The following is a 22,685-nucleotide window of genomic DNA, read 5'->3' as shown; positions in this document are numbered from 1 at the left end:
CCGCAGGCCAGGAGGCGTTCCTCCTGGCCTGCGGCCTCTCGTCATGAAGGTTTCAATCCGGACAGTCCCTGAAATTACTGTTCCGTAAGGCTTGCTCGTGACACAGGACACACCTAGGCTCATTTCATCGAATGAAATTCTATTTTCACATCATGGAATGAGGGTCTGATGCGCATTTCCCAGAAGGAGACCGGCGCCGTGAACGTCAGCAAGGCATCCCCCGGCACCGATCCGGAGCACGGCTCTCCCCGCGGCGGCGAGCCGCGCAGCACGGCCGGGCGGCACGGACACCGGCCCCTGCTCGACCCCGGTCCGTGGGGCACCGGGGACCCCGCCGTCGAGGCTGCCGTCCACGTCCCCGGCACCACCGGTCCCATCCCCACGGGCGTCAGCCCCCGGCTCTACAACGAGGACCTGGCCCCCACCACGAAGAAGGGCCGGACCTGGCACGCCTACAGCATCTTCACGCTGTGGGCCAACGACGTGCACTCCCTGGGCAACTACGCGTTCGCCATCGGGCTGTTCGCACTGGGGCTGGGTGGGTGGCAGATCATGCTGGCCTTCGTCCTCGGTGCCGCCCTGCTCTTCCTGCTCCTGAACCTCTCCGGGTTCATGGGAGAGCGCACAGGCGTACCGTTCCCGGTCATGAGCCGCATCGCCTTCGGCGTCAAGGGCGCGCAGATCCCCGCCATCGTCCGTGGCGGCGTGGCCATCGCCTGGTTCGGCATCCAGACCTACCTGGCCTCGTTGGTGCTCCGGGTCCTGATCCTGGCACTGGCCCCGTCCCTGGCACCGCTCGACACCGACTCGTTCCTCGGTCTCTCGACCCTGGGGTGGATCTCGTTCGTGGCGCTGTGGATCGTGCAGGTCGTCATCGTCAGCTTCGGCATGGAGATGATTCGCAAGTACGAGGCCTTCGCCGGCCCGATCATCCTGACCACCCTGCTCGCACTGGCGATCTGGATGTTCGTCGAGGCCGGAGGGTCCATCGCCTGGTCCACCGCGGACTCCCTGACCGGCGTCGAGATGTGGGTGCGCATCTTCCAGTCCGCCGCCCTGTGGGTGGTCATCTACGGCACCTTCGTCCTGAACTTCTGCGACTTCACCCGCGGCGCCCCCTCGGAGCGCTCCGTGGTGCGCGGCAACTTCTACGGCATCCCCATCAACATGATGTTCTTCGCCGCCATCGTCATCGTCCTCGCGGGCGCCCAGTACAAGATCGACGGCACGATCATCGAAGGCCCCACCGACGTCGTCAACGCCATCCCGAACACCTTCCTGCTCGTGCTCGCCTGCCTCGCCCTGATCATCCTGACGATTGCCGTGAACCTCATGGCCAACTTCGTCGCCCCCATCTACACCTTGGCCAACCTGTTCCCGCGCGCCCTGAACTTCCGACGGGCGGCCATCGTCTCCGCGATCATCGGTCTGCTCATCCTGCCCTGGAACCTGTACAACTCCCCCGTGGTCATCGTGTACTTCCTCGGCGGACTGGGAGCACTGCTGGGCCCCCTGTTCGGCGTGATCATGGCCGACTACTGGCTGGTCAGGAAGGGCAAGGTCAATGTCCCGGACCTGTACTCCGAGTCCCCGGACGGGGAGTACGCCTACACCCGCGGCGTCAACCGCAAGGCCATCGTCGCAGGCACACCGGCCGCGATCGTCGCCCTGATCCTGGCACTCGTTCCCGCCTTCACCTTCATCGCCGGGTTCTCCTGGTTCGTCGGCGCGATCCTGGCCGCGGTGATCTATCTGCTGATCAGCGACCGCCACGCCACGTTCCACGCCGTCGACGGCGAGGAGATCGCCGTGGCCCCGAAGCACTGACCGCCCCGGCGACCACCTCACACCCGGGACCTCCGACCGAAAGGCCATCCGCATGCGCATCCTCGTGCTCAACGTGAACACCACCGAGTCCATGACCGAGTCCATCGGCCGCGAAGCAGCGGCCGTCGCCGCGCCCGGGACCGAGATCGTGCCGCTGACGCCGCTGTTCGGGGCAGAGTCCGTAGAGGGCAACTACGAGAGCTATCTGGCCGCCATCGCTGTGATGGAGACCGTGAAGGCCTACCCGGAACCCTTCGACGCCGTCATCCAGGCCGGTTACGGCGAGCACGGCAGGGAGGGCCTGCAGGAGCTCCTGGACGTGCCGGTGGTCGACATCACCGAGGCGGCGGCGAGCACGGCCATGTACCTGGGGCACCGGTATTCGGTGGTGACGACGCTGGACCGCACGGTTCCGCTCATCGAGGACCGGCTCAAGCTCGCCGGCCTCACCGACCGCTGCGCGTCCGTGCGGGCCAGCGGGATGTCCGTCCTCGAGCTGGAGTCGGACCCCGGCGCCGCCGTCCAGGCCATCCTCGACCAGTCGCTGCGCGCCGTGCGGGACGACCACGCGGAGGTCATCTGCCTCGGCTGCGGCGGGATGGCGGGTCTGACCGCGAAGGTCGCCGAGCGCACCGGGGTACCCGTGGTCGACGGCGTCGCCGCGGCCGTGACCGTCGCCGAGTCCCTCGTCCGGCTGGGACTGACCACCTCGAAGGTCCGCACCTATGCTCCCGCCCGGCCGAAGGCCTTCAGCAACTGGCCTCCGCGTGACCTCCGCTCGTGAACGCCCTGTCCGCCACGTTCCGCCGCCCCCACTCAACACGGCGCGAAGGGGAACCCGGCTCGCCACGGCCCGGCGCGTCGGGGGCCCATGCGAAAAGATCGAGGTGCACCGGTGATCGCGTCCTGGTACCGGGGCCGTAGTCGGCCCCGGAACCGGCGCCCTTGAGCGCCGTCGGCCTGCTCTACGTCGGTGCGGTCCTGTTCGTCAACGGGATGATGCTGCTGGGCCACGTCAGCGGCACCGGCGCCGCTCCGCTGAACTTCTTCGTGGGAGCGCTGCAGGTGGTGGTCCCCACCTGGCTCCTCGTCTCGGCCGGGGGCGACGGGGCCCGAATCGCGGAGGCCGCCGGCCTCTACTTCTTCGGCTTCACCTACCTCTGGCTGGGCGTCAACCTGGTCACCCGCTGGCCGGACCACGGACTGGGCTGGTTCTCCCTGGTCGTGGCCGTCAGCGGGGCCGGCTTCGCGGCGCACTCCTGGGTGGTCCTGGACGGGAGTGTCCTCGCCGTGCAGTGGCTGATGTGGTCGGTGCTGTGGGGCGCCTTCTTCGTGCTCATGGCCCGGGACCGCAGGGACCTGGCGCCTGCGGTGGGGGTCCTCGCCATCGGCAACGCGCTGCTGAGCACCGGGCTGCCCGGTTTCCTCTCCCTCACCGGAGCGTGGCACGACTCCCCCGGGCTCGCCGGCGGCCTCTCCGCCCTCGGGATCCTCCTCCTGCTGGTCTGTCGGCCCGTGGGTCGGCTCCTGGCGACCCGCCCGCGCCCCCTCGGAGCACCCCCGGCGCCACGCCACTGAGCCGCGAGAACCGAAAAGCCACTGAGCCGCGGGGCCCGAGCAGAAGCTGGTGTCCCGGCAGAGACGTTGCGGCCGGAGCCGGCGGCGCGGGGTGCGAGGTCCCCGCGCCGCCGGCTCCATCCCCGCCGCGTGCGGCTCAGGCCCCTTCCTTCTGCCCGATCACCTGCAGGATCTGGCCCGTGTGCGTGATCTTCCCGGAGTCGATCATCCTCCGGACGTCGTCGAAGTGCTGCCCCGGGACGACCGCGACCTCGGCCCCGTCGCTCGTCACGACGGCACCGTCCTGGATCCGGTCGCCCTCCTCCAGGTGCGCGAGCACGTCCGCCCGGACGACCCGCACCGGCGCCGCCGCCATGACGGACTGGTGCCGGGAGTTGCCGGCGGTCAGCTCGTTGAACAGGAGGTTGAGGGCGATGGCCACGAGCGCCGCGGCGCTGATCCCCGAGCCGAGGATGGTCTGGGTCCAGGACGGGAAGCCGGCGTAGAACTGCGGTGCGGCCACCGGGATGAGGCCGAACGCGAAGGCGACCGCCACGATGACGAGGTTCATGGAGTTGCCGAAGTCCACCTTGGCCAGCGTGCGGACGCCGGAGGACGCCACCGTGCCGAAGAGCACGATCGACGCGCCGCCGAGGACCGGGGCCGGGATGGCCGCGACGACCTCCCCGATGACGGGGAACAGGCCCAGCCCCACCATGATGACGCCGGCGGCGGTGACCACGAAGCGGCTGCGGACGCCCGTCACCGCGACGAGGCCCACGTTGGCGGCGAAGGCCGTCTGGGTGAACGAGTTGAGCACCGGCGCCGCCGCGGAGGAGAGCATGTCCGCCCGCAGGCCGTTGGCCACGCGCTTCGAGTCGACCTCGGCCCCGGTGATCTCGCCCACCGCGAGGATGTCCGCCGTGGTCTCGGTCATCGTCACGAGCACCACGATGAGCATCGAGATGATCGAGGCGAGCTCGAAGGTGGGGGGCCCGAAGGCCAGGGGCGTCGGGAAGGTGACGATGCCGCCCTCGCCCACACCGGAGAAGTCCACCATTCCCATCGCGTGGGCGATCACCGTGCCGAGCACGAAGGAGAGCAGGATGGACAGGCGGGAGATCATCCCGACCCCCACCTTGGAGAGCACCAGCACGATGAGCAGGGTGATCCCGGCCAGGGCCAGGCTGCGGGGATCGGCGGCTCCGCCGTCCCCGTCACCGGCGGCCCAGGAGATCGCGACCGGCAGCAGGGAGATGCCGATGACCGTGATCACCGTTCCAGTGACCACCGGCGGGAACAGCCGGAGGACGCGGGAGAACGCGCCGGCGAGCAGGAAGCCCACCACCGAGGAGACGAGCACGGCCCCGAAGATGGTGGTCAGGTCGTTGCCCCCGGCCAGGATCGCGAGCATGGGGGCGACCCCGGCGAAGGACACGCCCTGCACGAGCGGGAGCCTGGAGCCGAGGAAGGGCGCCCCGAAGCTCTGCAGGACGGTGGCGACCCCGCCCATGAGCAGGCAGGAGCTGATGAGAAGGGCGATCTCCTCGCCGGAGAGCCCGGCGGCCTGCCCGATGATGAGGGGGACGGCGACGATGGCGCCGTACATGGTGAGGACGTGCTGGAAGCCGTAGGCGGTGGTGCGCCCCAGCGGCAGCCGCTCGTCCTCCGGTCCGGGCGCGGGCGCCGGGCGCGCCGGGCGCCCACGGCGGATCGTGCGGGCTGCGGTCGTGCGGGCGTCGGCCGGACGGCCGGGTGTGGTCGATGACATGGAAGGTGCCTCCTTCAGCGCGCAGGCGTCGGCTCTGCTGCGCAAGGTCCGGCGATCCTCTGTTTTTCCCGGGCCCGGCTGCTGTCGGCGGGTCTCCCGTGAAGTGTCCAGATCTGGTGGTCCCGGTGGAAGCCGACCGGGGGCGGCGGGCGGTCGGCTCAGTACTCGGTGCGGTGGGCGTTGCCGGCCCACGCCCGGAACGGCTCGGTGCGTGCGGCGAGCGGGACGTGGCGGACCGGCAGGGCCCGGTCACGCTCCTGCGCGCTGCGGGCGAAGAACTCGTAGAACTCGGCGTCGTCGAATCCGCCGGCCGCGGCGTCGTGCCGGTCGGCGGCGAAGTACACCGCGTCCAGCCGGGCCCACAGCGAGGCCGAGAGGCACAGCGGGCACGGTTCGCAGCTGGTGTAGAGCACGGCCCCGCTGAGGTCGAAGGTCCCCAGCTCACGGCAGGCGCTGCGGATCGCCATGACCTCGGCGTGCGCCGTGGGGTCGTGATCCGCCGTCACGCGGTTGACGGCGGGGAACTCCCGCCCGTCCGCGGTCACGACGACGGCCCCGAAGGGTCCGCCGTCGACAGCGGCGTTCTCCGCCGCGAGGTCGACGGCGTGCTGGAGGTGGGTCTGGAGGTGCGTGGTCTCTTCGTGAACGGTCGACATGCTGCTCAGGTCCTCACGGATCGTGGGGGGACCCGGGGAACGGCAGATGTCCGTCGGCGGGCCCACCCGGCTGTCAGATCATGCCCGGTAGATAGTCCCGATCGAACGGGACCCGCCTGTGGCTGAGGCCAACGTAGAGCAGAAGGACGTGAGGTACAACACATTGTGGAAGAATTCTTCCAGATCCACCGTGGCCCGGTCGTGGCGCCCGAACTCTTGCGGCCCCGTCACGGCGTGGTTATGGTGTGACTCAGCCTACGGCGGGTCCTGAAGCGGACTATCTACCGGGCGAGCAACGACGAATCGCGCTGGTCCGCCGCCAGAGAGCTCCCGGTACCCCCGGGGAACCACCTGACTCCAGGTCGCGGCCAGTGGCATGCACCGAGGAGCAGCAGGCATGAGCGACATCCGAGTGACGGTCAACGGTCGTACCCGGAGCTGTGACGGGCTTGGCCCGCACACCCGGCTGCTGGACTGGCTGCGCGGCGAGGGACTGACCGGGGCCAAGGAGGGCTGCGCCGAGGGCGAGTGCGGTGCCTGCGCGGTGCTGGTCGCCCGGCCGGACGGGGAAGGGCGCAGCCGGTGGACCGCCGTGAACGCGTGCCTGCCCCCCGCCGTCGCCTTCGACGGCCAGGAGGTCGTCACCGCCGAGGGGCTCGGGTCCGCCCCCGGCGCCGGCGCGCCGGCGGCGCTGCACCCCGTCCAGCAGGAGATGGCGTTCCGGGGAGGCTCCCAGTGCGGCTACTGCACGCCGGGGTTCGTCTGCGCCATGGCCGCCGAGTACTACCGCCCCGAGCGCGGCACCTCCGGCGCGGCCGACGAGGCGCAGACCGGCACCGCGGTTACCGGCGAGGAGCACGCGGCCGGCCACGAGTGCGGGCCCAACGGGTTCGACCTGCACGCCCTGAGCGGCAACCTCTGCCGCTGCACCGGCTACCGGCCCATCCGCGACGCCGCCTACGCCCTGGGGACTCCGGCCGACGCCGACCCCCTGCTCCGGCGCCAGGAGCGGCCCGCGCAGCCCGCCCCGCCCACCCGGGTGGAGGCCGACGGCGCACGGTTCGTCCGCCCCGGCTCCCTGGACGAGCTCTTCGAGCACCTGGAGCGCGAACCGGGGGCCCAGCTGATCTCCGGTTCGACGGACGCGGGCGTGGAGGTCAACATCCGCCACACCCGTCCGCCGCTGTCCCTCGCCGTGGACCGGCTCGAGGAGCTGCGCACGCTCGAGGTGGGACAGGAGCGGATCGAGATCGGTGCGTCCCTGAGCCTGTCCGAGGTCGAGCGCGGCCTCGCCGGACGGGTGCCCCTGCTCGACCAGCTCTTCCCGCAGTTCGCCTCCCGCCTGATCCGCAACGCCGCGACGTTCGGCGGCAACCTCGGCACCGGATCGCCCATCGGGGACTCGGCCCCGGCCCTGCTGGCCCTGGGCGCGTCCGTGGTGCTGGCCTCCGCCGGGGGCGAGCGCGAGGTGCCCCTGGACGAGTACTACACGGGGTACCGGCGCAGCGTCCGCCGCCCCGGGGAGATCATCCGCGCCGTGCGGATCCCGCTGCCTCTCGCCGGGCACAGCGGGTTCCACAAGATCGCCAAGCGGCGCTTCGACGACATCTCCAGCGTGGCCGTCGGCATCGCCGTGCAGGTGGACGCCGGGACGGTCTCGTCCGCGCGGATCGGCCTGGGCGGCGTGGCGGCCACCCCGATCCGGGCGCACGGCGCGGAGCGCCTCCTCGACGGGGCGCCGTGGAACCGCGACACGGTCGTCGCCGCGGCGGCCGCACTGGCCGGAGAGGGCACCCCGATCGACGACCACCGGGCCAGCGCCCGCTACCGCTCGGCCATGCTCGAGCAGGCCCTGCTCAAGTTCTGGGCGCAGCACGCGCCCGCCCCCGATCTGGAGGTGTCCCGTTGAAGTCCCTCGCCGACCGCCCCGTCGACCCCGTGGTGGGCGTGCCGGTCCCGCACGAGAGCGCCGCGCTGCACGTCACCGGCACGGCCCTGTACACCGACGACCTCATCGTGCGCCACCAGGACGTGCTGCACGCCTGGCCCGTTCAGACCCCGCACGCCCACGCCCGCGTGCAGGACCTGCGCACCGCCCCGGCCCTGGCGGTCCCCGGGGTGGTCCGGGTCCTCACCGCGGCGGACGTGCCCGGGGTCAACGACGCCGGCACCAAGCACGACGAGCCGCTGTTCCCCGCCGAGGTCATGTTCTACGGGCACGCCGTGTGCTGGGTGCTGGGCGAGACCCAGGAGGCCGCCCGGCTGGGCGCCGACGCCGTCGAGGTCGACTACGAGCCGCTGTCGTCGCTGGTCACCGTGGCCGAGGCCGTCGAGGCCGGCAGCTTCCAGGGCGGTCAGCCCACCGTGAGCCGCGGGGACACGGGCACGGCGCTGGCCGGCTCCGCCCACCGCTTCAGCGGGGAGTTCGAGTTCGGCGGCCAGGAGCACTTCTACCTGGAGACCCACGCCTCCTTCGCCTACGTGGACGAGGGCGGGCAGGTCCTGGTGCACTGCAGCACCCAGCACCCCACGGAGACCCAGGAGATCGTCGCCCACGTCCTGGGTCTGCACAGCCACGAGGTCACCGTGCAGTGCCTGCGCATGGGCGGTGGGTTCGGCGGCAAGGAGATGCAGCCGCACGGCTACGCCGCCGTCGCCGCCCTCGGATCGGTGCTGACGGGCCGACCGGTGCGGCTGCGGCTCAACCGCACCCAGGACCTCACGCTGTCCGGCAAGCGTCATCCGTACCACGCCCGGTGGGAGGCCGGCTTCGACGAGGGCGGTCACCTGCAGGCCCTGGAGGCCACCGTCACCAGCGACGGCGGGTGGAGCCTGGACCTCTCCGAGCCCGTGCTGCAGCGGACGCTGTGCCACATCGACAACGCCTACTGGATCCCCCACGTGCAGGTCCACGGCCGGATCGCGAAGACCCACAAGACCTCCCAGACCGCGTTCCGCGGCTTCGGCGGCCCGCAGGGCATGCTGGTGATCGAGGAGGTCATGGGCCGCTGCGCCCCGCTGCTCGGCCTGGACCCCACGGAGCTGCGCCACCGCAACCTCTACGTCCCCGGCCAGGCCACCCCGTACGGCCAGCCCGTCCGGCACGCCGAGCGGCTGCGCACCATCTGGACCCAGCTGCTGGACCGGGCCGAGGTGGAGCGCCGCCGCGAGGAGATCGCCGCGTTCAACGCCGCCCACCCCGACACCAAGCGGGCGCTCGCCGTCACCCCCGTGAAGTTCGGCATCTCCTTCAACCTCACGGCCTTCAACCAGGCCGGTGCGCTCGTGCACGTCTACAAGGACGGGTCCGTGCTCATCAACCACGGTGGCACCGAGATGGGCCAGGGCCTGCACACCAAGATGCGCCAGGTCGCGGCCACCGCGCTCGGGGTGCCGCTGGAGGCCGTCCGGCTGGCGCCCACGCGCACGGACAAGGTGCCCAACACCTCCGCGACGGCCGCGAGCTCCGGGGCGGACCTCAACGGCGGGGCCGTCAAGAACGCGTGCGAGCAGATCCGGGACCGGCTGGCCGAGGTCGCCGCCCGCAAGTTCGACATCCACCCCGACGACGTCCGGTTCGTCGACGGCACGGTCACCGGGATCGGATTCTCCGACCGGGAGATGTCCTTCGCCGAGCTCGCCCACGACGCCTACTTCCAGCGGATCTCGCTGTGGGCCGCCGGCTACTACCGCACCGAGGGGCTCCACTGGGACGCGGCCCGGATGCAGGGCGAGCCGTTCAAGTACTTCTCCTACGGTGCCTCCGTCTCCGAGGTGGAGGTCGACGGGTTCACGGGCGCGTACCGTCTGCTGCGCACCGACATCGTCCACGACGTGGGCGACAGCCTCTCCCCGCTGATCGACGTGGGGCAGATCGAGGGCGGGTTCGTCCAGGGCGCCGGCTGGCTCACGCTCGAGGAGCTGCGCTGGGACGAGTCCGACGGGCCGCACCGGGGCCGGTTGGCGACCCAGGCGGCGAGCACCTACAAGCTGCCGAGCTTCTCGGAGATGCCCGAGGAGTTCAACGTGCACCTCTTCGAGGAGGCCACCGAGAGCGGCGTCGTCTACGGCTCCAAGGCCGTGGGGGAGCCGCCCCTCATGCTGGCCTTCAGCGTGCGCGAGGCGCTGCGGGAGGCCGCGGCCGCGTTCGGGCCGGGCGGGCGGAGCACCGAGCTCGCGAGCCCCGCCACCCCGGAGGCCGTGTTCTGGGCGGTCCAGGAGGCGCGCCGCGCCCTGCCCGTGGCGGACGTCGCCGCGTCGGCCGCTCCGGCCGCTCCGGCGGCTCCGGCGGCGCGCTGACGTGGACTGGCTGGACGCCCTGCAGCACCTGCGCGCGGAGGGCGCGCCGGGGGTGCTCGTCACCGTCACGGAGGTGCGCGGGCACGCCCCCCGGGAGGCCGGGGCCAAGATGGTCGTGTCCGAGTCCGCCGCGTGGGACACCGTGGGCGGCGGCAACCTCGAGGCGACCGTGGTCGAGCGGGCGCGGGACCTCCTCGCAGCGGGGGCCGCGGATCCGGAGACGATGACCTTCTCGCTCAACGAGCACGCCGCCGTGGAGCACGGGCGCCAGTGCTGCGGAGGCGTGGTCAGCGTGCTGCTCGAGCCCCAGGGCGCCCGCCCCGTGGTCGCCGTGTTCGGTGTGGGCCACGTGGGTCACGAGCTCGCCCGGGTGCTGTCCCGCCTGCCCCTGAACCTGCACCTGGTGGACAGCCGGGAGGGTCAGCTGGCCCCCGCCCGGCTGGCCGACGTCACCGACGGGGCCGCGCAGGTCCGCCTCCACCACAGCCCCGTCCCGGAGAACGTGCTGGCCGGGCTGCCGGCCGGGGCGCACGTGCTGATCATGAGCCACGACCACGCCGAGGACTTCGTGCTGTGCGACGCCGCGCTGCGCCGGGACGACCTCGGCAGCGTGGGCCTGATCGGCTCCCGGGCCAAGTGGTCGCGGTTCCGGGCGCGGCTGCGGGCGGAGGGGCACTGCGACGCCGCGCTGGAGCGCATCGCGTGTCCCATCGGGCTCCCCGGCATCCCGGGCAAGGCCCCGGCGGTGATCGCCATCAGCGTCGCCGCCGACCTGCTCGGGCGGCTCGGTGCCGCCGCGGCTCCGGCGCCCCCCGATCGCCGGGGGCCGGAGACGACCACCGAGGCGGTGACATGAGCGTTTCCCTGGGACTGCCCCGGCTCCGCGATGCGGGTCCGGGCCCGAGCGGTGCACCGCGGGAGGCGGGGCTCGTGGACCGCCACGGCCGCCGCGCCACCGACCTGCGCCTGTCAGTGATCGACAAGTGCAATCTGCGCTGCACCTACTGCATGCCCGCCGACGGCCTGCCCTGGCTGCCCGCCGCCCAGCTCATGACCCCCGCCGAGATCACCCGAATCGTCCACGTCGGGGTGACCGAGCTCGGGGTCACCGAGCTGCGCCTGACCGGCGGGGAACCCCTGGTCCGCCCCGACCTCGAGGAGATCGTGGCCGGGGTGCGGGCCGCCCACCCGGACCTGCCGGTCTCGCTGACCACCAACGGCATCGGCCTCACCACCCGCGCGGCCACCCTGGCGGCGGCGGGGCTGAGCCGGATCAACATCTCCCTGGACTCCCTGGACGCGGCGACCTTCCGCGCCCTGGCCCGGCGGGACCGCCTCGCCGACGTGCTGGCCGGGGCCGAGGCGGCGGCCGCGGCCGGGCTGGACCCGGTCAAGATCAACGCGGTGCTGATGCGCGGGGTCAACGACCACGAGGCCCCGGAGCTGCTCGCGTGGGCGCTGGCGCGCGGCTTCGCGCTGCGGTTCATCGAGCAGATGCCCCTGGACGCCGACCACGGCTGGACCCGGGCGGAGATGGTCACCGCCGCCGAGATCCGCCACCGGCTCGCCGGCCGGTTCCGGCTGGCCCCGCACCCGGGGGCGCGCGACGGCGCCCCGGCCGAACTCTGGGACGTCCACCCCCTCACCCCCACCTCGGCGGACTCCCGGGCCGCCGGCGCCGGGGGCTCCGGTGGCGAGCCGCTGGGCACGGTGGGGGTCATCGCCTCGGTCACCGAGCCCTTCTGCGCCGACTGCAAGCGGACCCGGATCACCGCCGAGGGCAGGATCCGCTCCTGCCTGTTCTCCCACGAGGAGGTCGAGCTGCTGCCGCTGCTGCGGGACGGTGCCACCGACGCCCAACTGGCCGAGCGCTGGCGGGCCGCGATGTGGGCGAAACCGGCCGCCCACGGCATGGACCACACCGGCCTGGACTCCCCCGACTACGTCCAGCCGGAACGCCCCATGAGCGCGATCGGAGGCTGAGCCGGGATGCTGATCCGCTACTTCGCCGCCGCCGGGGCAGCTGCCGCTGGCGCAGGTGCTGGCCCGCTCCAACTTCCTGCTCGACGGCGTGGCCTGCTCCGACCCCGACACCCCGGTCCCGCCCGGGGCTGTGCTCGACGTACGGTCACCCTCTACCGGCGGAGGCTGCGAGCTCCATGAGCGTCCGTCCCAGCTCAGCCGCTGCGGCCGGGGTGTACTCACTGACCCCGATCAGGACGTAGGGGCCGTCCGCCTCACCGCACCCCGGGTCGACGGACATGCACAGATGCGCGGTGACGCCCTCGGCGACGGTCAGCGGTTCGCCGACGTGGACCCAGTCCTCCTCCCCAAGCTGCGCGCCGTGCCGGGCGACGCACCAGCCGGGGCAGATGCGGCCGGGGCTGCGCACGTCGACGCCCGGGCGCTCGTTCTCGATGCCCTCGTGCATGGGAATCTCCTTCCGCGCTGCTCGGGGGCCGCGGCCGGCGCCGGAGCGGGCCCGGATCGTTCGATCCGGGCCCGCCGGTCCCCGCCCGCCGAGCGCCCCAGGCGGCCGGCGGTCAGGCGACGCAGCCGCCGAGCACGATCGTGCCGTCGATCGCGTTGATCTCCTTCTGGACCTTCCCGAGCTGGTCCTCCAGACCGTTCACGACGGCCGTCTGGGCGGCGATCGTCTCCTTGTTCTGCTTCTTGACCGCCTGCAGATCACGGAGCGTCTTCTGCGCCGCGGTGACCTGCTTGTCCAGGGTCACGGCCTGGTCCTGCAGCAGCGTCAGCTGCTTCTCCGCGGCGCTGACCGCCTCGTCCGCCTGCTGAAGCTGACCCAGGAGCGGAGCCACGCGACCCTGCAGGCCCAGGACCTCGGCCTCCTTCGCCGCGATCTGCGTGTTCAGCCCAGCCACCTTGGCCACGAGGGCATCCATCTCCGTGGCGAGCACGGCGATCTCGCCCTGCTTCGTGGCCACGGCTTCGGCGGCGTCCTCCACGGCCGCCGTCAGCGCGGGCAGCTCCGCCCGGAGCGTGCGGAGCTCCGCCTCCTGGGCGGCGACGGCCGCGTCCGCGGCCTCGAGCACACCCGTGGCCTCGGCCAGCTGGTCCTGCAGGCCGTCCAGCACCGACTGCTGGGCGGCGATCTCCTGCTGGGCGGCCTCGACGCCCTCCGTGAGGCCCGGCAGGGCGGCCTCGAGGTCTGCCACGACCCGCTCCTGCACGGTGACGCGGTCGTCCGCGGCGGCGACCGCGTCCTGCAGCGCCGGCAGCTGACCCAGCAGCCCGGTCAGCTCGGTCTGCCCGGCCGTCACTGCCGTGCCCGCGTCGGTCACTGCGGTCCTGAGCGCGGGCAGCTCGTCCTGCAGCCCGGTGAGCTCCGCCTGCTTCGTGGCCACCGCGGCGCCGGCAGCGGTCAGCGAGGCCTGCAGCGGGGCGACCTGCTGCTGCAGGGCGGTACTCTCCTGCTGCTTGGCCGTCAGCTGCTGGGACAGGGTGTCCGCCTGCTTCTGCAGGGTGGTCAGGTCTCCCTGCAGACCGGAGATCAGCGTGTTCTTGTCGTCGATCTGGGCGGTGACGGTGTTCACCTCGGCCTTGTACTGGACGATGAGGGCTTCCCGCTCCTTCTTGGTCTGCCCCTCACCCTTGATGTCCGACAGGCGAGCGATCTCCTGGTCCAGGAACGTCTTCCGCTCCTGCAGCTTCGTCAGCTCGTTCTGGGCCTTCGTGAGGTCGGCCTGCTTGACCGCGACGGCTGCGCTGCCCTCCTCGATCTGCTTCTCGATCACGGCGATCTGGTCGCTGACCGCGGCGATCTTCGCCTCGTTCGCGGCGACGGCGTCCGCGGCGGACTTCGCCGCGGTCCCCAGGGCGGCCAGATCGGCCTCGGCCTCGGTGATCTCGGCCTGCTGGGCGGCCAGCGCGTCGGCGGCACTCTTCGCCGTGTCCTGCGCCGCGGCGAGGGTCTCCCGCGCGTCGGCGATCTCGGCCTGCTGGGCGGCCAGCGCGTCGGCGGCACTCTTCGCCGTGTCCTGCGCGGCTGCGAGGGTCTCCTGCGCGTCGGCGATCCGGGCCTGTTGGGCATCGAGCTCGTCCTGGGCGGCGGCGCCGCTGTCCTCCAGCCGCTGGAGCTCCGCCTCGGCCTCGTCGACAGCCCTCTCGGCGGCGGTGCGGGCGGCCCCGGCCGTGGCCGCGGTGTCCTGCAGGGCGGCGAGGCCGGCCTCGGCCTCGTCGACCTGCTCGTCCTTTGCGATGAGAGCACCCTGCGCCGCGGCCGCAGCGGCCTCCAGCGTGGTCCGCTCGGTCTCAGCGGCCTCGATCTGCTCCTGCTTCACCACGGCGTCCTCGATCGCCCCGGCGGCCTGCTCCTCCAGGATGGCCAGCGCCTGCTTCCCGGCGTCCAGGTCCGCTTCCAGGGGCACCAGTCGCTCCCGCAGGGAGGTCTGCTGGGACTGCAGCTCGTCGAGGGACTTCTCGGCGGCGGCCACGGCCGCCACCGTCGCTGCCTGCTCGGCGATCAGTGCGGTCTGCTCGGCCTCGGCCGCCTCGAGGTCGAGATCGGTCTGCGCGTCCTCGCTCTCGAGGACGGCGATGGCCTTCTCCTCCGCGGTGATCCTGGCCGTGAGCTCCTCGACCGTCTTCACCAGCGTCGCCTTCTCGGCCTGTAGCTTGGTGATCTGCTCCGCGTTCTTCTTCGCGGCCGCCTTCAGCAGACCCTGCTGCACCGTGCCCCGGTGCGCCGCCTGGTTGACGACGCCGTTGCACACCCCTCCGGTCGTGGACGGCGGTGCCGCGTGCGCCGGCGCGGCCACGGCGATCCCGCCGAACACGGCGGAGATCGCCAGCGCCGCCACAGCGCGGCCGGCCCCCCGGCGGAAGGTCGTGCCGGACGGTGCAGCAGGAGTGCGTGCGAAAGACATGGTGGAGCCCCCAGATTCGTCGACCCGCTCCCCCTGAGCGGGTCCCCGCCAGAAGTCTGCGGCACGCCGGACGCCCTGGAGCCCGCCTCCGCGTTCAAGTTCGTAAACGGAGGGCCGACAGGGCGTTCAAATGCCTGAACGCTGCTGTCCGCCGCGGGAGCGGCTGCCTGCAGGACGAGGTCGCGCGGCGCCCGGGGCAGGCCCTACTCGCCCTTGAGCGCGCGGAAGGCGCTCTCGCGGTCCTTGACCCGGAGCTTGCGCAGGACCGTGGAGACGTGGACCCGCACCGTGGTCGGGGAGACGAACAGCTTGCCCGCCACCTGCTCGGTGGACCGTCCTTCGGCGAGCAGCTCCATGACCTCCCACTCCCGGGGGCTCAGCTTGGCTGCGGCGTCGGACCTCCGCCGGAAGACCCGCCGGCCCGGAGCGCGGAACTCCTCGAGCACGCGCGTGACGAGGGCGGCGGGCATCGCGGCCTCACCGGCCAGGACGCCCCGCAGGGCACCGGGCAGGCTGGCGGGGTCGGCGTCCTTGAGCAGGTACCCGGAGGCGCCCGCCCGCAGGGAGTCGAAGAGGTCCTCGTCCTCCCGGGACTGGGTGAGCATCACGACGCCGGTCCGGGGAGCGCTGCGGGTGATCTGCTGGGCGGCCTGGATTCCGCTCCCCGGCATGTGGATGTCGAGCAGGACCGCGTCGGGCCGGTGCTCCGCCACGAGCCGCACGGCGTCCTCGGCGCTGGCGCCCTCCCCGCACACCTCGCAGCCGCCCGCCTCCAGCGCCTCGCGGATCCTCGCGCGCACCCGCGCGTGGTCGTCGGCGATGACCACGCGCATCCGGTCGTCCCCTACCACGTCAGCGTCACCGTGCTTCCCCTGCCGAGCTCCGAGTCGATCTCGAGGGAACCGGGCAGTCCACGCGCCCGGTCCCGCATGCTGATCAGACCATAACCCGCACGGACCCCGGTCGAGCGGAGGGCGTCGAAGCCGTCGCCGTCGTCCTGGACGGTGAGGCGGCGGCGTTCGCCCTCCCTGCTCAGCCGCAGGCACAGCCTGCCGGCGTGCCCGTGGCGCACCGCGTTGGAGACCGCCTCCCGCGTGATGCGCAGGATCGCGTGCCGCTGGTCGCTGTCGGCGTCGATGGAGTCGTCGACGTCCACCTCGAGCTCCACCCGGTACCGCTGGGCCAGCTCCCTCGCGGTCCGGTGCAGCGTGAAGCCGAGGGCTTCGTCGCCCGCATGCCCCAGGGCGTGGACGGCGGCGCGCGCCTCGTCCAGGGCACGGTCGGAGGCGGCCATGATGTGGCTCCTCGAGGGGTGCTCCTGCGGCAGGGCGTGGCACTCCATCCGGATGAGCGCCAGTTCCTGGACGACGCCGTCGTGCAGCTCGCGGGCGAGCCGCCTCCGGTCCTCCAGCACCGCGGCCCGGGAGGAGGCGGTCCAGTACTGCTGGATCTCCCGGCCGGCGCCCACCAGCAGGCACAGGTAGAAACCGGTCCGGAGCACGTCACCGGCGTAGAGCCAGTCCGTGTACAGGGAGGGGAACAGGACGTAGTTGACCCGGGCGAAAGCGGCGAGTGCACAGGCCGGGCCCAGCCAGCGCAGGAGGGGGTCCTCGTGCTCCGCGGCCTGCGCGGTGAAGGCGACGGAGGCCACGAAGAAGCACAGGGCCGCCACCCCCTGCCCGATCAGCAGCAGGGGGTGGCCTGTGAGAATCTCCTGCGGGGTCGTTGCGAGGGCGCCGGGCTGGTCGAGGGCCACAGGGAGGGACGATCTGACGGCCCACAGTGCCGAGGACGTCACGGCGACGATCGCCAGGGGCGCGCCCACCACCCACAGCTGGGAGCTGAAGGGGGCGTCACGCCGGGGCTCCACCAGGGCAGCCGCTGCGATGAGCACCGCACCCATGAGCCGCAGCGCCAGCGGCAACCAGATGTCCAGGGTTCCGGCCGGGCCGAGCCCGGCCGCCTCGACCATCCAGGCCAGGCCGATCCCGGCGACCACCAGCAGCACGAGCCCCTGGGCGAGCAGCAGATCCTGCAACCGACGTCGACGCACGAACCGGCCGTGCAGCAGATACGCGACCAGGAGAGCGACACAGGCGTCGACCGAGTCCAGTACCAGGTGCACGGAGGGGCTGCGGTAGCCGAACAGGACGTGCGGGCTCCAGACGACGAGTCCGGTCCCCACGAGGCCGACGGCCCATCCGGCGATCGTCGGCCCGGCGGCGCGCCGGAGAAGGGGGTCCCCGGCGCGGGCATCGGGGAGCACGGTGGGGGGGTGCATGGGTGGGATTCTAGGCGGCCCTCCCCTGTCGCCCAGGACCGAGCAGCCCGTGTCGCCTCCGCCGGGGTCCGAGGAGTCCCTAGCCCGGGATGCGACCGACGGGCAGGAGCCAGCGCGCCAGGACCACGGCTCCCGGCAGGGCCGAGATCAGGGCGAGCAGCCCATAGCCGATCGAGATCGCGAAGCCGGTCCCGGCGGGCAGGCCGTGGGCCATCGCGGCCAGGGTGGTGATCCCCTCCCGCGGACCCCAGCCGCCCACCCCGACGGGCACGGACATCCCGGCGAGGCCCAGCACGGTGGTCCCCCACAGGTTCGCCAGGGTCTCCTGCGGTGCGGTGCGCACGGCCGCCAGCAGGAACAGCCCCTGGTAGCAGGCCCAGGCGAGCGCCGACAGCGCCCACACCCCGACCCGGTCCCGCGCCGGGGCGCCGCTCGTGGAGCGCCAGGCGACGGCCCCCACGGCGAGCGCCCCGAGACCGAGGGCCGCGGCGAGCCAGCCGCCGACCGCCAGGGCCGGGACGACCCCGGCCGCGAGGAGCACGGACGTCCCCGCCAGCCGTTCGCCCAGCACGGAGCCGCCGGCGCCGGGCCAGCTGTCGCCGCGCCGGCGGCGGCGCAGCACCCGCACGGCGTCCCCGGTCACACCCCCGGGCAGCAGCAGGTTGACGAGCCCGGACGCCCAGCACTCGCCCAGCGCCTCCCGGAAGCCGATCGGCGTGGCCCGGCTGCGGGCCACCAGCCGCCAGCGCTGGGCCTGGGCCGCGGTGGCCACGAGCCCGGCGCCCAGGGCGAGCGCCACGGTGGCGGGGGTGAGGATCCCGACGGCGCTGCGGACCGCGTCCGTGCCGAGCACGCGGAACAGCATGGCGAGGAGCACCAGCCCGGCCACCGCCTGCCCGGCGGCGAGCAGCACGCGGAGAACGGGCCGCCGCCGGGTGGGGGCGGGCGTGGTCTCGGCGGGCATGGGCGCAGTCTAGCCACCGCCCGCCGCCGCCCGGATTGACGCGGCGGGCCGGGCCCGCCCAGGATGAAGACCCCCGACGCGGAAGGCGACCGCATGCCCCTGGCCCGTTCCACCGGCCCGCACCCCTCGGCGCGCCGGGACGGTCTGCTCGCCTTCGTGGCGCTGGGCGGAGCCCTCGCGGCCCTCCTCCTCCTGGCGGACGCGCCGCTCCCCGTGCTGGTGAGCTCGGTGCTGCTGGGTCTTGCCGTGCTCGGCGCGGTGGTGCGCAGCACCGTGCGCCGCCGCGGCGAGCCCTACGGCCCCGCCGACCGGGTCACCGTGGGCCGCTCCGTGCTCGTCGCCCTGGCCGCCGCGCTCCTGCCCGTGGCGCTGGTCCCCGTGCTGGGGCAGGACGGGGGCCGGCCCGCCGACGCCTGGTGCTGGGCCGTGTTCGCCGTCGCGCTGCCCGCGTGGCTGCTCGACGGGATCGACGGGTGGGTGGCGCGCCGCACCGGGACCGCCACGCGCGCCGGGGCCCGGTTCGACCAGGAGGTCGACGCCGTGCTGCTGCTGTTCCTCTCGGTGGCGGTCGCCGCCCGGATCGGGCTGCCGGAGGCGTGGTGGGTGGTGGTGATCGGCGCCCTGCGCTACCTCTTCCTGCTGGGCCTGCGGGTGCGCCCGGCGTGGCGCCGCGAGCTGCCCTTCTCCTCGTACCGGCGGGTGGTGGCGGGGATCCAGGGCGGCGTCCTGCTCGGCGCGCTGGTCCCCCTGATCCCGCTGCCGCTGGCCGTCACCGCCACCGTGATCGCGCTCGTCCTGCTGCTGATGTCCTTCGGCCGGGACGTGCTGTGGCTGGAGCGGTGCGCCCGCGGCCTCAGCTGACGGGCGGCAGGCCGAGCACGTCCGCGTGCCCCACAGTGGCCCGCAGCCGGCCGCGGGCGCAGTCCACCAGGCGGGTCCGCAGCCAGGCGTGGGCCTCGGCCGTGAGGTCCGGGCGGTGCTCCACGGCGGCGTCCGCTCGGTCGGCGAGGAACCGCTCCAGGAGGGGCCGGGCCCACGCCTGGTCGGAGATCCACCACGGGGTGGGCGTGACGTCCACGACCATGCCGCGCTCCTGCAGGGCCTCCGCGGCCAGCCGCACGGCGTCGGTGCCGGCGAGCTCGCCGCGGTGCTGGTGGTCCTCGAAGGCGCCCAGCACCGAGGGGTCCAGGTGGTGGGGCGGGTCGAGGAGGACCTCGCCGTCGACGGTCAGGGCGAGGAGCGCCGGGACGGACTCCGCGGAGAGCACGCGGGCCAGGTCCCGGAGCTGCTGCCGGGCCAACAGGTCGAGCAGGGCGGAGCACGTCACGAGCCGGCGGGCCGCCGGGTGCTCCGCGAGCACCCGGCCGAGCTCCTCGACCCCGGCGAGGACGGGCACGACGTCGGCCCCCTCCGCCCGGGCGGCGGCCACGGCCTGGTCGAGCAGCTCGCGGTCGTGGTCGAGCAGGATCCAGCGCTGGGGGCCGGGGAGGTGCCGGGCGAGCCAGGCCCGGTTCGCGCCCGTCCCGGCGCCGAGGTCCACCACCACGACCGGCTCGGTGCCCGCGGCGCCGGGGGCCGCGGCCGGCGGCAGCTGCTCCCAGTGCCGCACGATGCGGGCGATCAGCGGCAGAGAGTCCTCGCGGGCCGCTGCGTCGGCGGGCTCGCGCAGGGCCAGCCAGTCGCCGGCGACGGGACGGTCGGGGGCGGAGTGGTTCGTCATGACGGTCTCCTGGTGCGGTCGGGGTCGTGGTCGGGACTGTGCCCGAGGGGGTCGGACGGGTCGCAGGGCGGGACGAGGGGCGGGCCGATCGCCGCGAGGACGTCGCGGGCGGTGTCCGTCCAGCCGCGCAGGCGGTCGCGGCGGGCCAGTGCGGCGGCCCGCCACTGCGCGCACAGGGCGGGGTCGGTCAGCCAGTCGCGCAGCACCTCGGTCCAGGCGGACGGATCGGCGGGGTCGAGAGCGGCACCGGCCCGGATGCCGGCGCCGGGCGCGCCCGGGGGTCCCGGCGTGCCGTCGAGGGCCTCGACCGCACCGGTGCCGGCCGCGACCACCGCGGGCACGCCGTGGGCGAGCGCCTCGGTGACGACCATGCCGTAGGTCTCGGTCCTGGAGGGCAGCAGCAGCAGGTCGGTGCGCGCCCACTGCCGGGCCAGCGCGGCACCCTCGAGGGGACCGGGGCAGCGCACGCGCCCCGGATCGGGGAGGTCCCGGACCGCGGCGCGCAGAGTGCGGACGTGCTCGGGGGCGCCCTCGGGTCCGACGAGATCGAGGGTCCAGCCGAGGGCGGTCAGCGGCGCGAGGGCCTCCACCAGGAGGCGCTGGTTCTTGCGCGGGGTCAGGGACGCCAGACAGGTCAGCCGCGGCGGGCGCGACCCCGCGGCCACCGGTCCGCGCTCGGCCCCCGGCTCGGCCACGACGGCGTCCACGGTGCCGTAGCGGCGCAGGAGGTCGCGGGCCGCCCAGGCGCTGGGCGCCAGCACGCCGGTGGCGGCGTCGAGGGCGGCCGCCTCCCGCCGGGCGAGCTCCGTGGCGGCCGCGGGGTCCAGTCCGGTCTCGGCGGGCAGGGGCAGGTGCACGAGCAGGTGCACGGGCACCCCGGAGCGCACGGCGTCGTCGACCGCCTCCGGTGCCGCGCACCCCACGAGGCCGTCGAGGACGACCGCCCGTCCGGGGGCCGGTGCGCCCAGCGCGCGCCGCAGCCGGGCCCGGGCGGCACCGTCCGGCGCGGGCCAGCTCCCGGCCACCGGCACGAGCCGGGCCGGGCGCCCCAGGGCGTCCAGCGCCGCCGCGAGCCGGCGGTCGTAGAGCGAGCCGCCGGTGGGCCGCCCGCCGTCGTCGGGCACCACCACGTCGATGCCCGCGCGCGCGGCGCTCACCGGGCGGGGGCGGGCCCGCTGCGCTCGCTCAGCACGGGCAGCTCGAGGGTGTAGGAGGCCCAGGCGTCGGGGGTCTCCCGGAGGGTGACGGTCAGCCGCTCGAGCCCCTCGACGAACGCCGCCCCCGCCGCGAGCCGCTCGGCGACGTACTGGGCCAGGACCTCCGTGGTGGACAGCCGGCCCGCGAAGTCCGGGTGCTCGTCGAGGTTGCGGTAGCGCAGCCCGTCCAGGACGCCCGCGAGCAGGTCGTTGGCCACGCCGATGTCCATGACCACCCCGTGCTCGTCGAGGACCGGCCGGGACCAGGTGGTCTCCACCACGTAGGTGGCCCCGTGCAGGTTCTGGGCGGGGCCGAAGAACGGGTCCGGCAGGCTGTGGGCGATCATCATGTGGTCTCGGACGGTCAGGGTGAACACGGAGCTCCTCGGGTCGGTGGGGGCGGTCAGTCGTAGTGCACCACGTGGCACAGGACGTCCGGGGCTCCTGCGGCGAGCCGCGCCATCGTGGCGGGCAGCTCCTCGAACGAGGAGCTCCCGGAGAGCAGGGCGTCGAAGCGGGGGTCCCGGAGGGCGTCCAGCGCGGTGGCGAGCCGGTCGGCGGTCGTGCGGCGGGCCCGGCGGGCGGGGGCGACGACGCCCACCTGGCTGGCGCGCAGCTGCAGCCGGCGGGCGTGGAAGTCGGCGCCCAGCGGGACGGCCGGGTCCTCGTCGCCGTACCAGGACAGCTCGATCAGCTCCCCCTCGTCGCCGAGCAGCTCGAGCCCCCGCGCCAGGCCGGCCGCGGTGGAGGAGGCGTGCAGGACGACGTCGCACTCCCCCGCGGCGTCCTCCGGCAGCACGTGCTCCACGCCGAGCCGGGCCGCGAGCTCCCCGCGGGACGGCTGCGGGTCCACGAGCTGCAGCCGGGCCAGCGGGAAGCGGGCCAGCAGCGCCGCCGTGCACGCGCCGATCATCCCGGCGCCGACCACGGCCACGCGGTCCCCGAAGCGGGGCGCGGCCTCCCACAGCGCGTTGACGGCCGTCTCCACCGAGCCCGCGAGCACCGCGCGCCCGGAGGGGACGTCGTCGGGCACCGGGGTCACGGCGGAGGCCGGGAGCACGTAGCGGTCCTGGTGGGGGTGGAGGCTGAAGACCCGGCGGCCCACCAGGTCCTCCGGCCCCTGCTCCACGACGCCCACGGAGAGGTAGCCGTACTTCACGGGGCCGGGGAAGTCCCCCTCCTGGAACGGGGCGCGCATCCGGCCGTGCACGCGCGCCGGGACGAGGCCGCGGTGGACGAGCGACTCGGTGCCGCGGCTGACCCCGGAGCGCAGCGCCCGCACCAGGACGTCCTCGGGGCCCGGGACGGGCAGCTCCGCGGTGCGCAGCTCTCCCCGGCCGGGCTCCACGGTCCAGTAGGCGCGGCCGGTGCGGGGGTCCTCCGGCGGGGCGGGGTGAGCGGCGTCGGTCATGGTCCCATTGTGTCCCGACGGCCGCGCCGCGCCACCGGGTGACCACGGCGCGCCCCCGCGACCCCCGTGCACCCGGCCGACCACGCCGCCGCGGGGTCGGCCGGGCTCTGCCGG

General features: G+C 73.9%; 19 protein-coding genes. 8 read left to right on the top strand and 11 right to left on the bottom strand.

What is annotated here, in order from left to right; genetic code table 11:
• Positions 1-168 precede the first annotated feature (168 nt).
• The 3 genes from AC6CH6_RS16010 to AC6CH6_RS16000 all read left to right on the top strand — a co-directional run bounded on the left by AC6CH6_RS16010 (position 169) and on the right by AC6CH6_RS16000 (position 3,405).
• Positions 169-1,827 carry an NCS1 family nucleobase:cation symporter-1 gene (locus tag AC6CH6_RS16010; protein ID WP_498255866.1) on the top strand — a complete coding sequence of 553 codons (1,659 nt, stop codon included), beginning with the start codon at positions 169-171 and terminating at the stop codon, positions 1,825-1,827.
• Between the two features lie 52 nt (positions 1,828-1,879).
• Complete coding sequence (locus tag AC6CH6_RS16005; protein ID WP_133411013.1) at positions 1,880-2,611, top strand: aspartate/glutamate racemase family protein; 732 nt, start codon at positions 1,880-1,882, stop codon at positions 2,609-2,611.
• Between the two features lie 161 nt (positions 2,612-2,772).
• Positions 2,773-3,405, top strand: coding sequence for an AmiS/UreI family transporter (locus AC6CH6_RS16000; protein ID WP_498255865.1), 633 nt, complete (start codon positions 2,773-2,775; stop codon positions 3,403-3,405).
• A 136-nt stretch (positions 3,406-3,541) separates the two neighbouring features.
• Here the strand turns inward: AC6CH6_RS16000 and AC6CH6_RS15995 are convergent, their stop codons facing one another.
• Together AC6CH6_RS15995 and AC6CH6_RS15990 are read right to left on the bottom strand one after the other, a co-directional pair.
• Positions 3,542-5,155, bottom strand: a complete 1,614-nt coding sequence (locus tag AC6CH6_RS15995; RefSeq protein WP_498255864.1) for a nucleobase:cation symporter-2 family protein — start codon at positions 5,153-5,155, stop codon at positions 3,542-3,544.
• Positions 5,156-5,313: 158 nt separating this feature from the next.
• Positions 5,314-5,811 carry a nucleoside deaminase gene (locus AC6CH6_RS15990; RefSeq protein WP_498255863.1) on the bottom strand — a complete coding sequence of 166 codons (498 nt, stop codon included), beginning with the start codon at positions 5,809-5,811 and terminating at the stop codon, positions 5,314-5,316.
• A gap of 397 nt (positions 5,812-6,208) precedes the next feature.
• Here AC6CH6_RS15990 and AC6CH6_RS15985 point away from each other — a divergent pair, with 397 nt between their 5' ends.
• From AC6CH6_RS15985 to moaA, 4 genes are read left to right on the top strand one after another with little or no spacing between them, the layout of a single operon-like run.
• Positions 6,209-7,720 (top strand): FAD binding domain-containing protein, encoded by a 1,512-nt coding sequence (locus tag AC6CH6_RS15985; protein ID WP_419968642.1) that lies wholly within the window; start codon positions 6,209-6,211, stop codon positions 7,718-7,720.
• Positions 7,717-10,110 carry a xanthine dehydrogenase molybdopterin binding subunit gene (gene xdhB / locus AC6CH6_RS15980; protein ID WP_498255862.1) on the top strand — a complete coding sequence of 798 codons (2,394 nt, stop codon included), beginning with the start codon at positions 7,717-7,719 and terminating at the stop codon, positions 10,108-10,110. Before AC6CH6_RS15985 ends, xdhB begins: the two co-directional genes overlap by 4 nt.
• Position 10,111: 1 nt before the next feature.
• Positions 10,112-10,966 carry a xanthine dehydrogenase accessory protein XdhC gene (gene xdhC, locus AC6CH6_RS15975; RefSeq protein WP_498255861.1) on the top strand — a complete coding sequence of 285 codons (855 nt, stop codon included), beginning with the start codon at positions 10,112-10,114 and terminating at the stop codon, positions 10,964-10,966.
• Positions 10,963-12,093, top strand: a complete 1,131-nt coding sequence (moaA, locus tag AC6CH6_RS15970) for a GTP 3',8-cyclase MoaA (protein ID WP_498255860.1) — start codon at positions 10,963-10,965, stop codon at positions 12,091-12,093. Before xdhC ends, moaA begins: the two co-directional genes overlap by 4 nt.
• Positions 12,094-12,238: 145 nt before the next feature.
• Here moaA and AC6CH6_RS15965 read toward each other — a convergent pair whose 3' ends face one another.
• From AC6CH6_RS15965 to AC6CH6_RS15945, 5 genes are all read right to left on the bottom strand, one after another.
• Positions 12,239-12,541 (bottom strand): DUF6907 domain-containing protein, encoded by a 303-nt coding sequence (locus tag AC6CH6_RS15965; RefSeq protein WP_498255859.1) that lies wholly within the window; start codon positions 12,539-12,541, stop codon positions 12,239-12,241.
• A gap of 112 nt (positions 12,542-12,653) precedes the next feature.
• Positions 12,654-14,999 (bottom strand): coiled-coil domain-containing protein, encoded by a 2,346-nt coding sequence (locus tag AC6CH6_RS15960; RefSeq protein WP_498255858.1) that lies wholly within the window; start codon positions 14,997-14,999, stop codon positions 12,654-12,656.
• A gap of 203 nt (positions 15,000-15,202) precedes the next feature.
• A complete protein-coding gene (locus tag AC6CH6_RS15955; protein ID WP_498255857.1) occupies positions 15,203-15,850 on the bottom strand; it encodes a response regulator in 648 nt (215 codons plus the stop codon).
• Positions 15,844-17,280 (bottom strand): sensor histidine kinase, encoded by a 1,437-nt coding sequence (locus AC6CH6_RS15950; protein WP_498255856.1) that lies wholly within the window; start codon positions 17,278-17,280, stop codon positions 15,844-15,846. The genes AC6CH6_RS15955 and AC6CH6_RS15950 overlap by 7 nt, the downstream gene beginning before the upstream one ends.
• Positions 17,281-17,359: 79 nt before the next feature.
• The gene (locus AC6CH6_RS15945; protein ID WP_498255855.1) at positions 17,360-18,244 is read right to left on the bottom strand and encodes a lysylphosphatidylglycerol synthase domain-containing protein; all 885 of its coding nucleotides are present in this window, start codon (positions 18,242-18,244) and stop codon (positions 17,360-17,362) included.
• A 93-nt stretch (positions 18,245-18,337) separates the two neighbouring features.
• Between AC6CH6_RS15945 and AC6CH6_RS15940 the strand changes: the two genes are divergently transcribed.
• Positions 18,338-19,105 carry a CDP-alcohol phosphatidyltransferase family protein gene (locus AC6CH6_RS15940; RefSeq protein ID WP_498255854.1) on the top strand — a complete coding sequence of 256 codons (768 nt, stop codon included), beginning with the start codon at positions 18,338-18,340 and terminating at the stop codon, positions 19,103-19,105.
• Here the strand turns inward: AC6CH6_RS15940 and AC6CH6_RS15935 are convergent.
• The 4 genes from AC6CH6_RS15935 to AC6CH6_RS15920 are packed head-to-tail and all read right to left on the bottom strand — an operon-like array spanning position 19,098 to position 22,571.
• On the bottom strand, positions 19,098-19,964 hold the full coding sequence (locus tag AC6CH6_RS15935; RefSeq protein WP_498255853.1) for a class I SAM-dependent methyltransferase: 867 nt from the start codon (positions 19,962-19,964) through the stop codon (positions 19,098-19,100). The genes AC6CH6_RS15940 and AC6CH6_RS15935 overlap by 8 nt on opposite strands.
• Positions 19,961-21,121: a glycosyltransferase family 4 protein gene (locus AC6CH6_RS15930; protein ID WP_498255852.1), complete on the bottom strand. Its 1,161-nt coding sequence runs from the start codon at positions 21,119-21,121 to the stop codon at positions 19,961-19,963. The genes AC6CH6_RS15935 and AC6CH6_RS15930 overlap by 4 nt, the downstream gene beginning before the upstream one ends.
• Positions 21,118-21,537, bottom strand: a complete 420-nt coding sequence (locus AC6CH6_RS15925; RefSeq protein ID WP_498255851.1) for a 6-pyruvoyl trahydropterin synthase family protein — start codon at positions 21,535-21,537, stop codon at positions 21,118-21,120. Before AC6CH6_RS15925 ends, AC6CH6_RS15930 begins: the two co-directional genes overlap by 4 nt.
• A 26-nt stretch (positions 21,538-21,563) precedes the next feature.
• Positions 21,564-22,571: a zinc-dependent alcohol dehydrogenase gene (locus AC6CH6_RS15920; RefSeq protein ID WP_498255850.1), complete on the bottom strand. Its 1,008-nt coding sequence runs from the start codon at positions 22,569-22,571 to the stop codon at positions 21,564-21,566.
• Positions 22,572-22,685 lie beyond the last annotated feature (114 nt).

It is taken from the genome of Kocuria sp. GQ42 (genome assembly GCF_059758435.1).
The sequence above is the reverse complement of the archived record's forward strand: the minus strand, read 5'-3'. Positions and strand labels throughout refer to the sequence as shown.

Excerpts from the sequence above, each read along its gene's own strand:
- AC6CH6_RS16010 (WP_498255866.1), top strand. The coding sequence starts at position 169 with ATGCGCATTTCCCAGAAGGAGACCGGCGCCGTGAACGTCAGCAAGGCA.
- AC6CH6_RS16005 (WP_133411013.1), top strand. The coding sequence starts at position 1,880 with ATGCGCATCCTCGTGCTCAACGTGAACACCACCGAGTCCATGACCGAG.
- AC6CH6_RS15995 (WP_498255864.1), bottom strand. The coding sequence starts at position 5,155 with ATGTCATCGACCACACCCGGCCGTCCGGCCGACGCCCGCACGACCGCA.
- AC6CH6_RS15990 (WP_498255863.1), bottom strand. The coding sequence starts at position 5,811 with ATGTCGACCGTTCACGAAGAGACCACGCACCTCCAGACCCACCTCCAG.
- AC6CH6_RS15985 (WP_419968642.1), top strand. The coding sequence starts at position 6,209 with ATGAGCGACATCCGAGTGACGGTCAACGGTCGTACCCGGAGCTGTGAC.
- moaA (WP_498255860.1), top strand. The coding sequence starts at position 10,963 with ATGAGCGTTTCCCTGGGACTGCCCCGGCTCCGCGATGCGGGTCCGGGC.
- AC6CH6_RS15965 (WP_498255859.1), bottom strand. The coding sequence starts at position 12,541 with ATGCACGAGGGCATCGAGAACGAGCGCCCGGGCGTCGACGTGCGCAGC.
- AC6CH6_RS15960 (WP_498255858.1), bottom strand. The coding sequence starts at position 14,999 with ATGTCTTTCGCACGCACTCCTGCTGCACCGTCCGGCACGACCTTCCGC.
- AC6CH6_RS15950 (WP_498255856.1), bottom strand. The coding sequence starts at position 17,280 with ATGCACCCCCCCACCGTGCTCCCCGATGCCCGCGCCGGGGACCCCCTT.
- AC6CH6_RS15945 (WP_498255855.1), bottom strand. The coding sequence starts at position 18,244 with ATGCCCGCCGAGACCACGCCCGCCCCCACCCGGCGGCGGCCCGTTCTC.
- AC6CH6_RS15940 (WP_498255854.1), top strand. The coding sequence starts at position 18,338 with ATGCCCCTGGCCCGTTCCACCGGCCCGCACCCCTCGGCGCGCCGGGAC.
- AC6CH6_RS15935 (WP_498255853.1), bottom strand. The coding sequence starts at position 19,964 with ATGACGAACCACTCCGCCCCCGACCGTCCCGTCGCCGGCGACTGGCTG.
- AC6CH6_RS15920 (WP_498255850.1), bottom strand. The coding sequence starts at position 22,571 with ATGACCGACGCCGCTCACCCCGCCCCGCCGGAGGACCCCCGCACCGGC.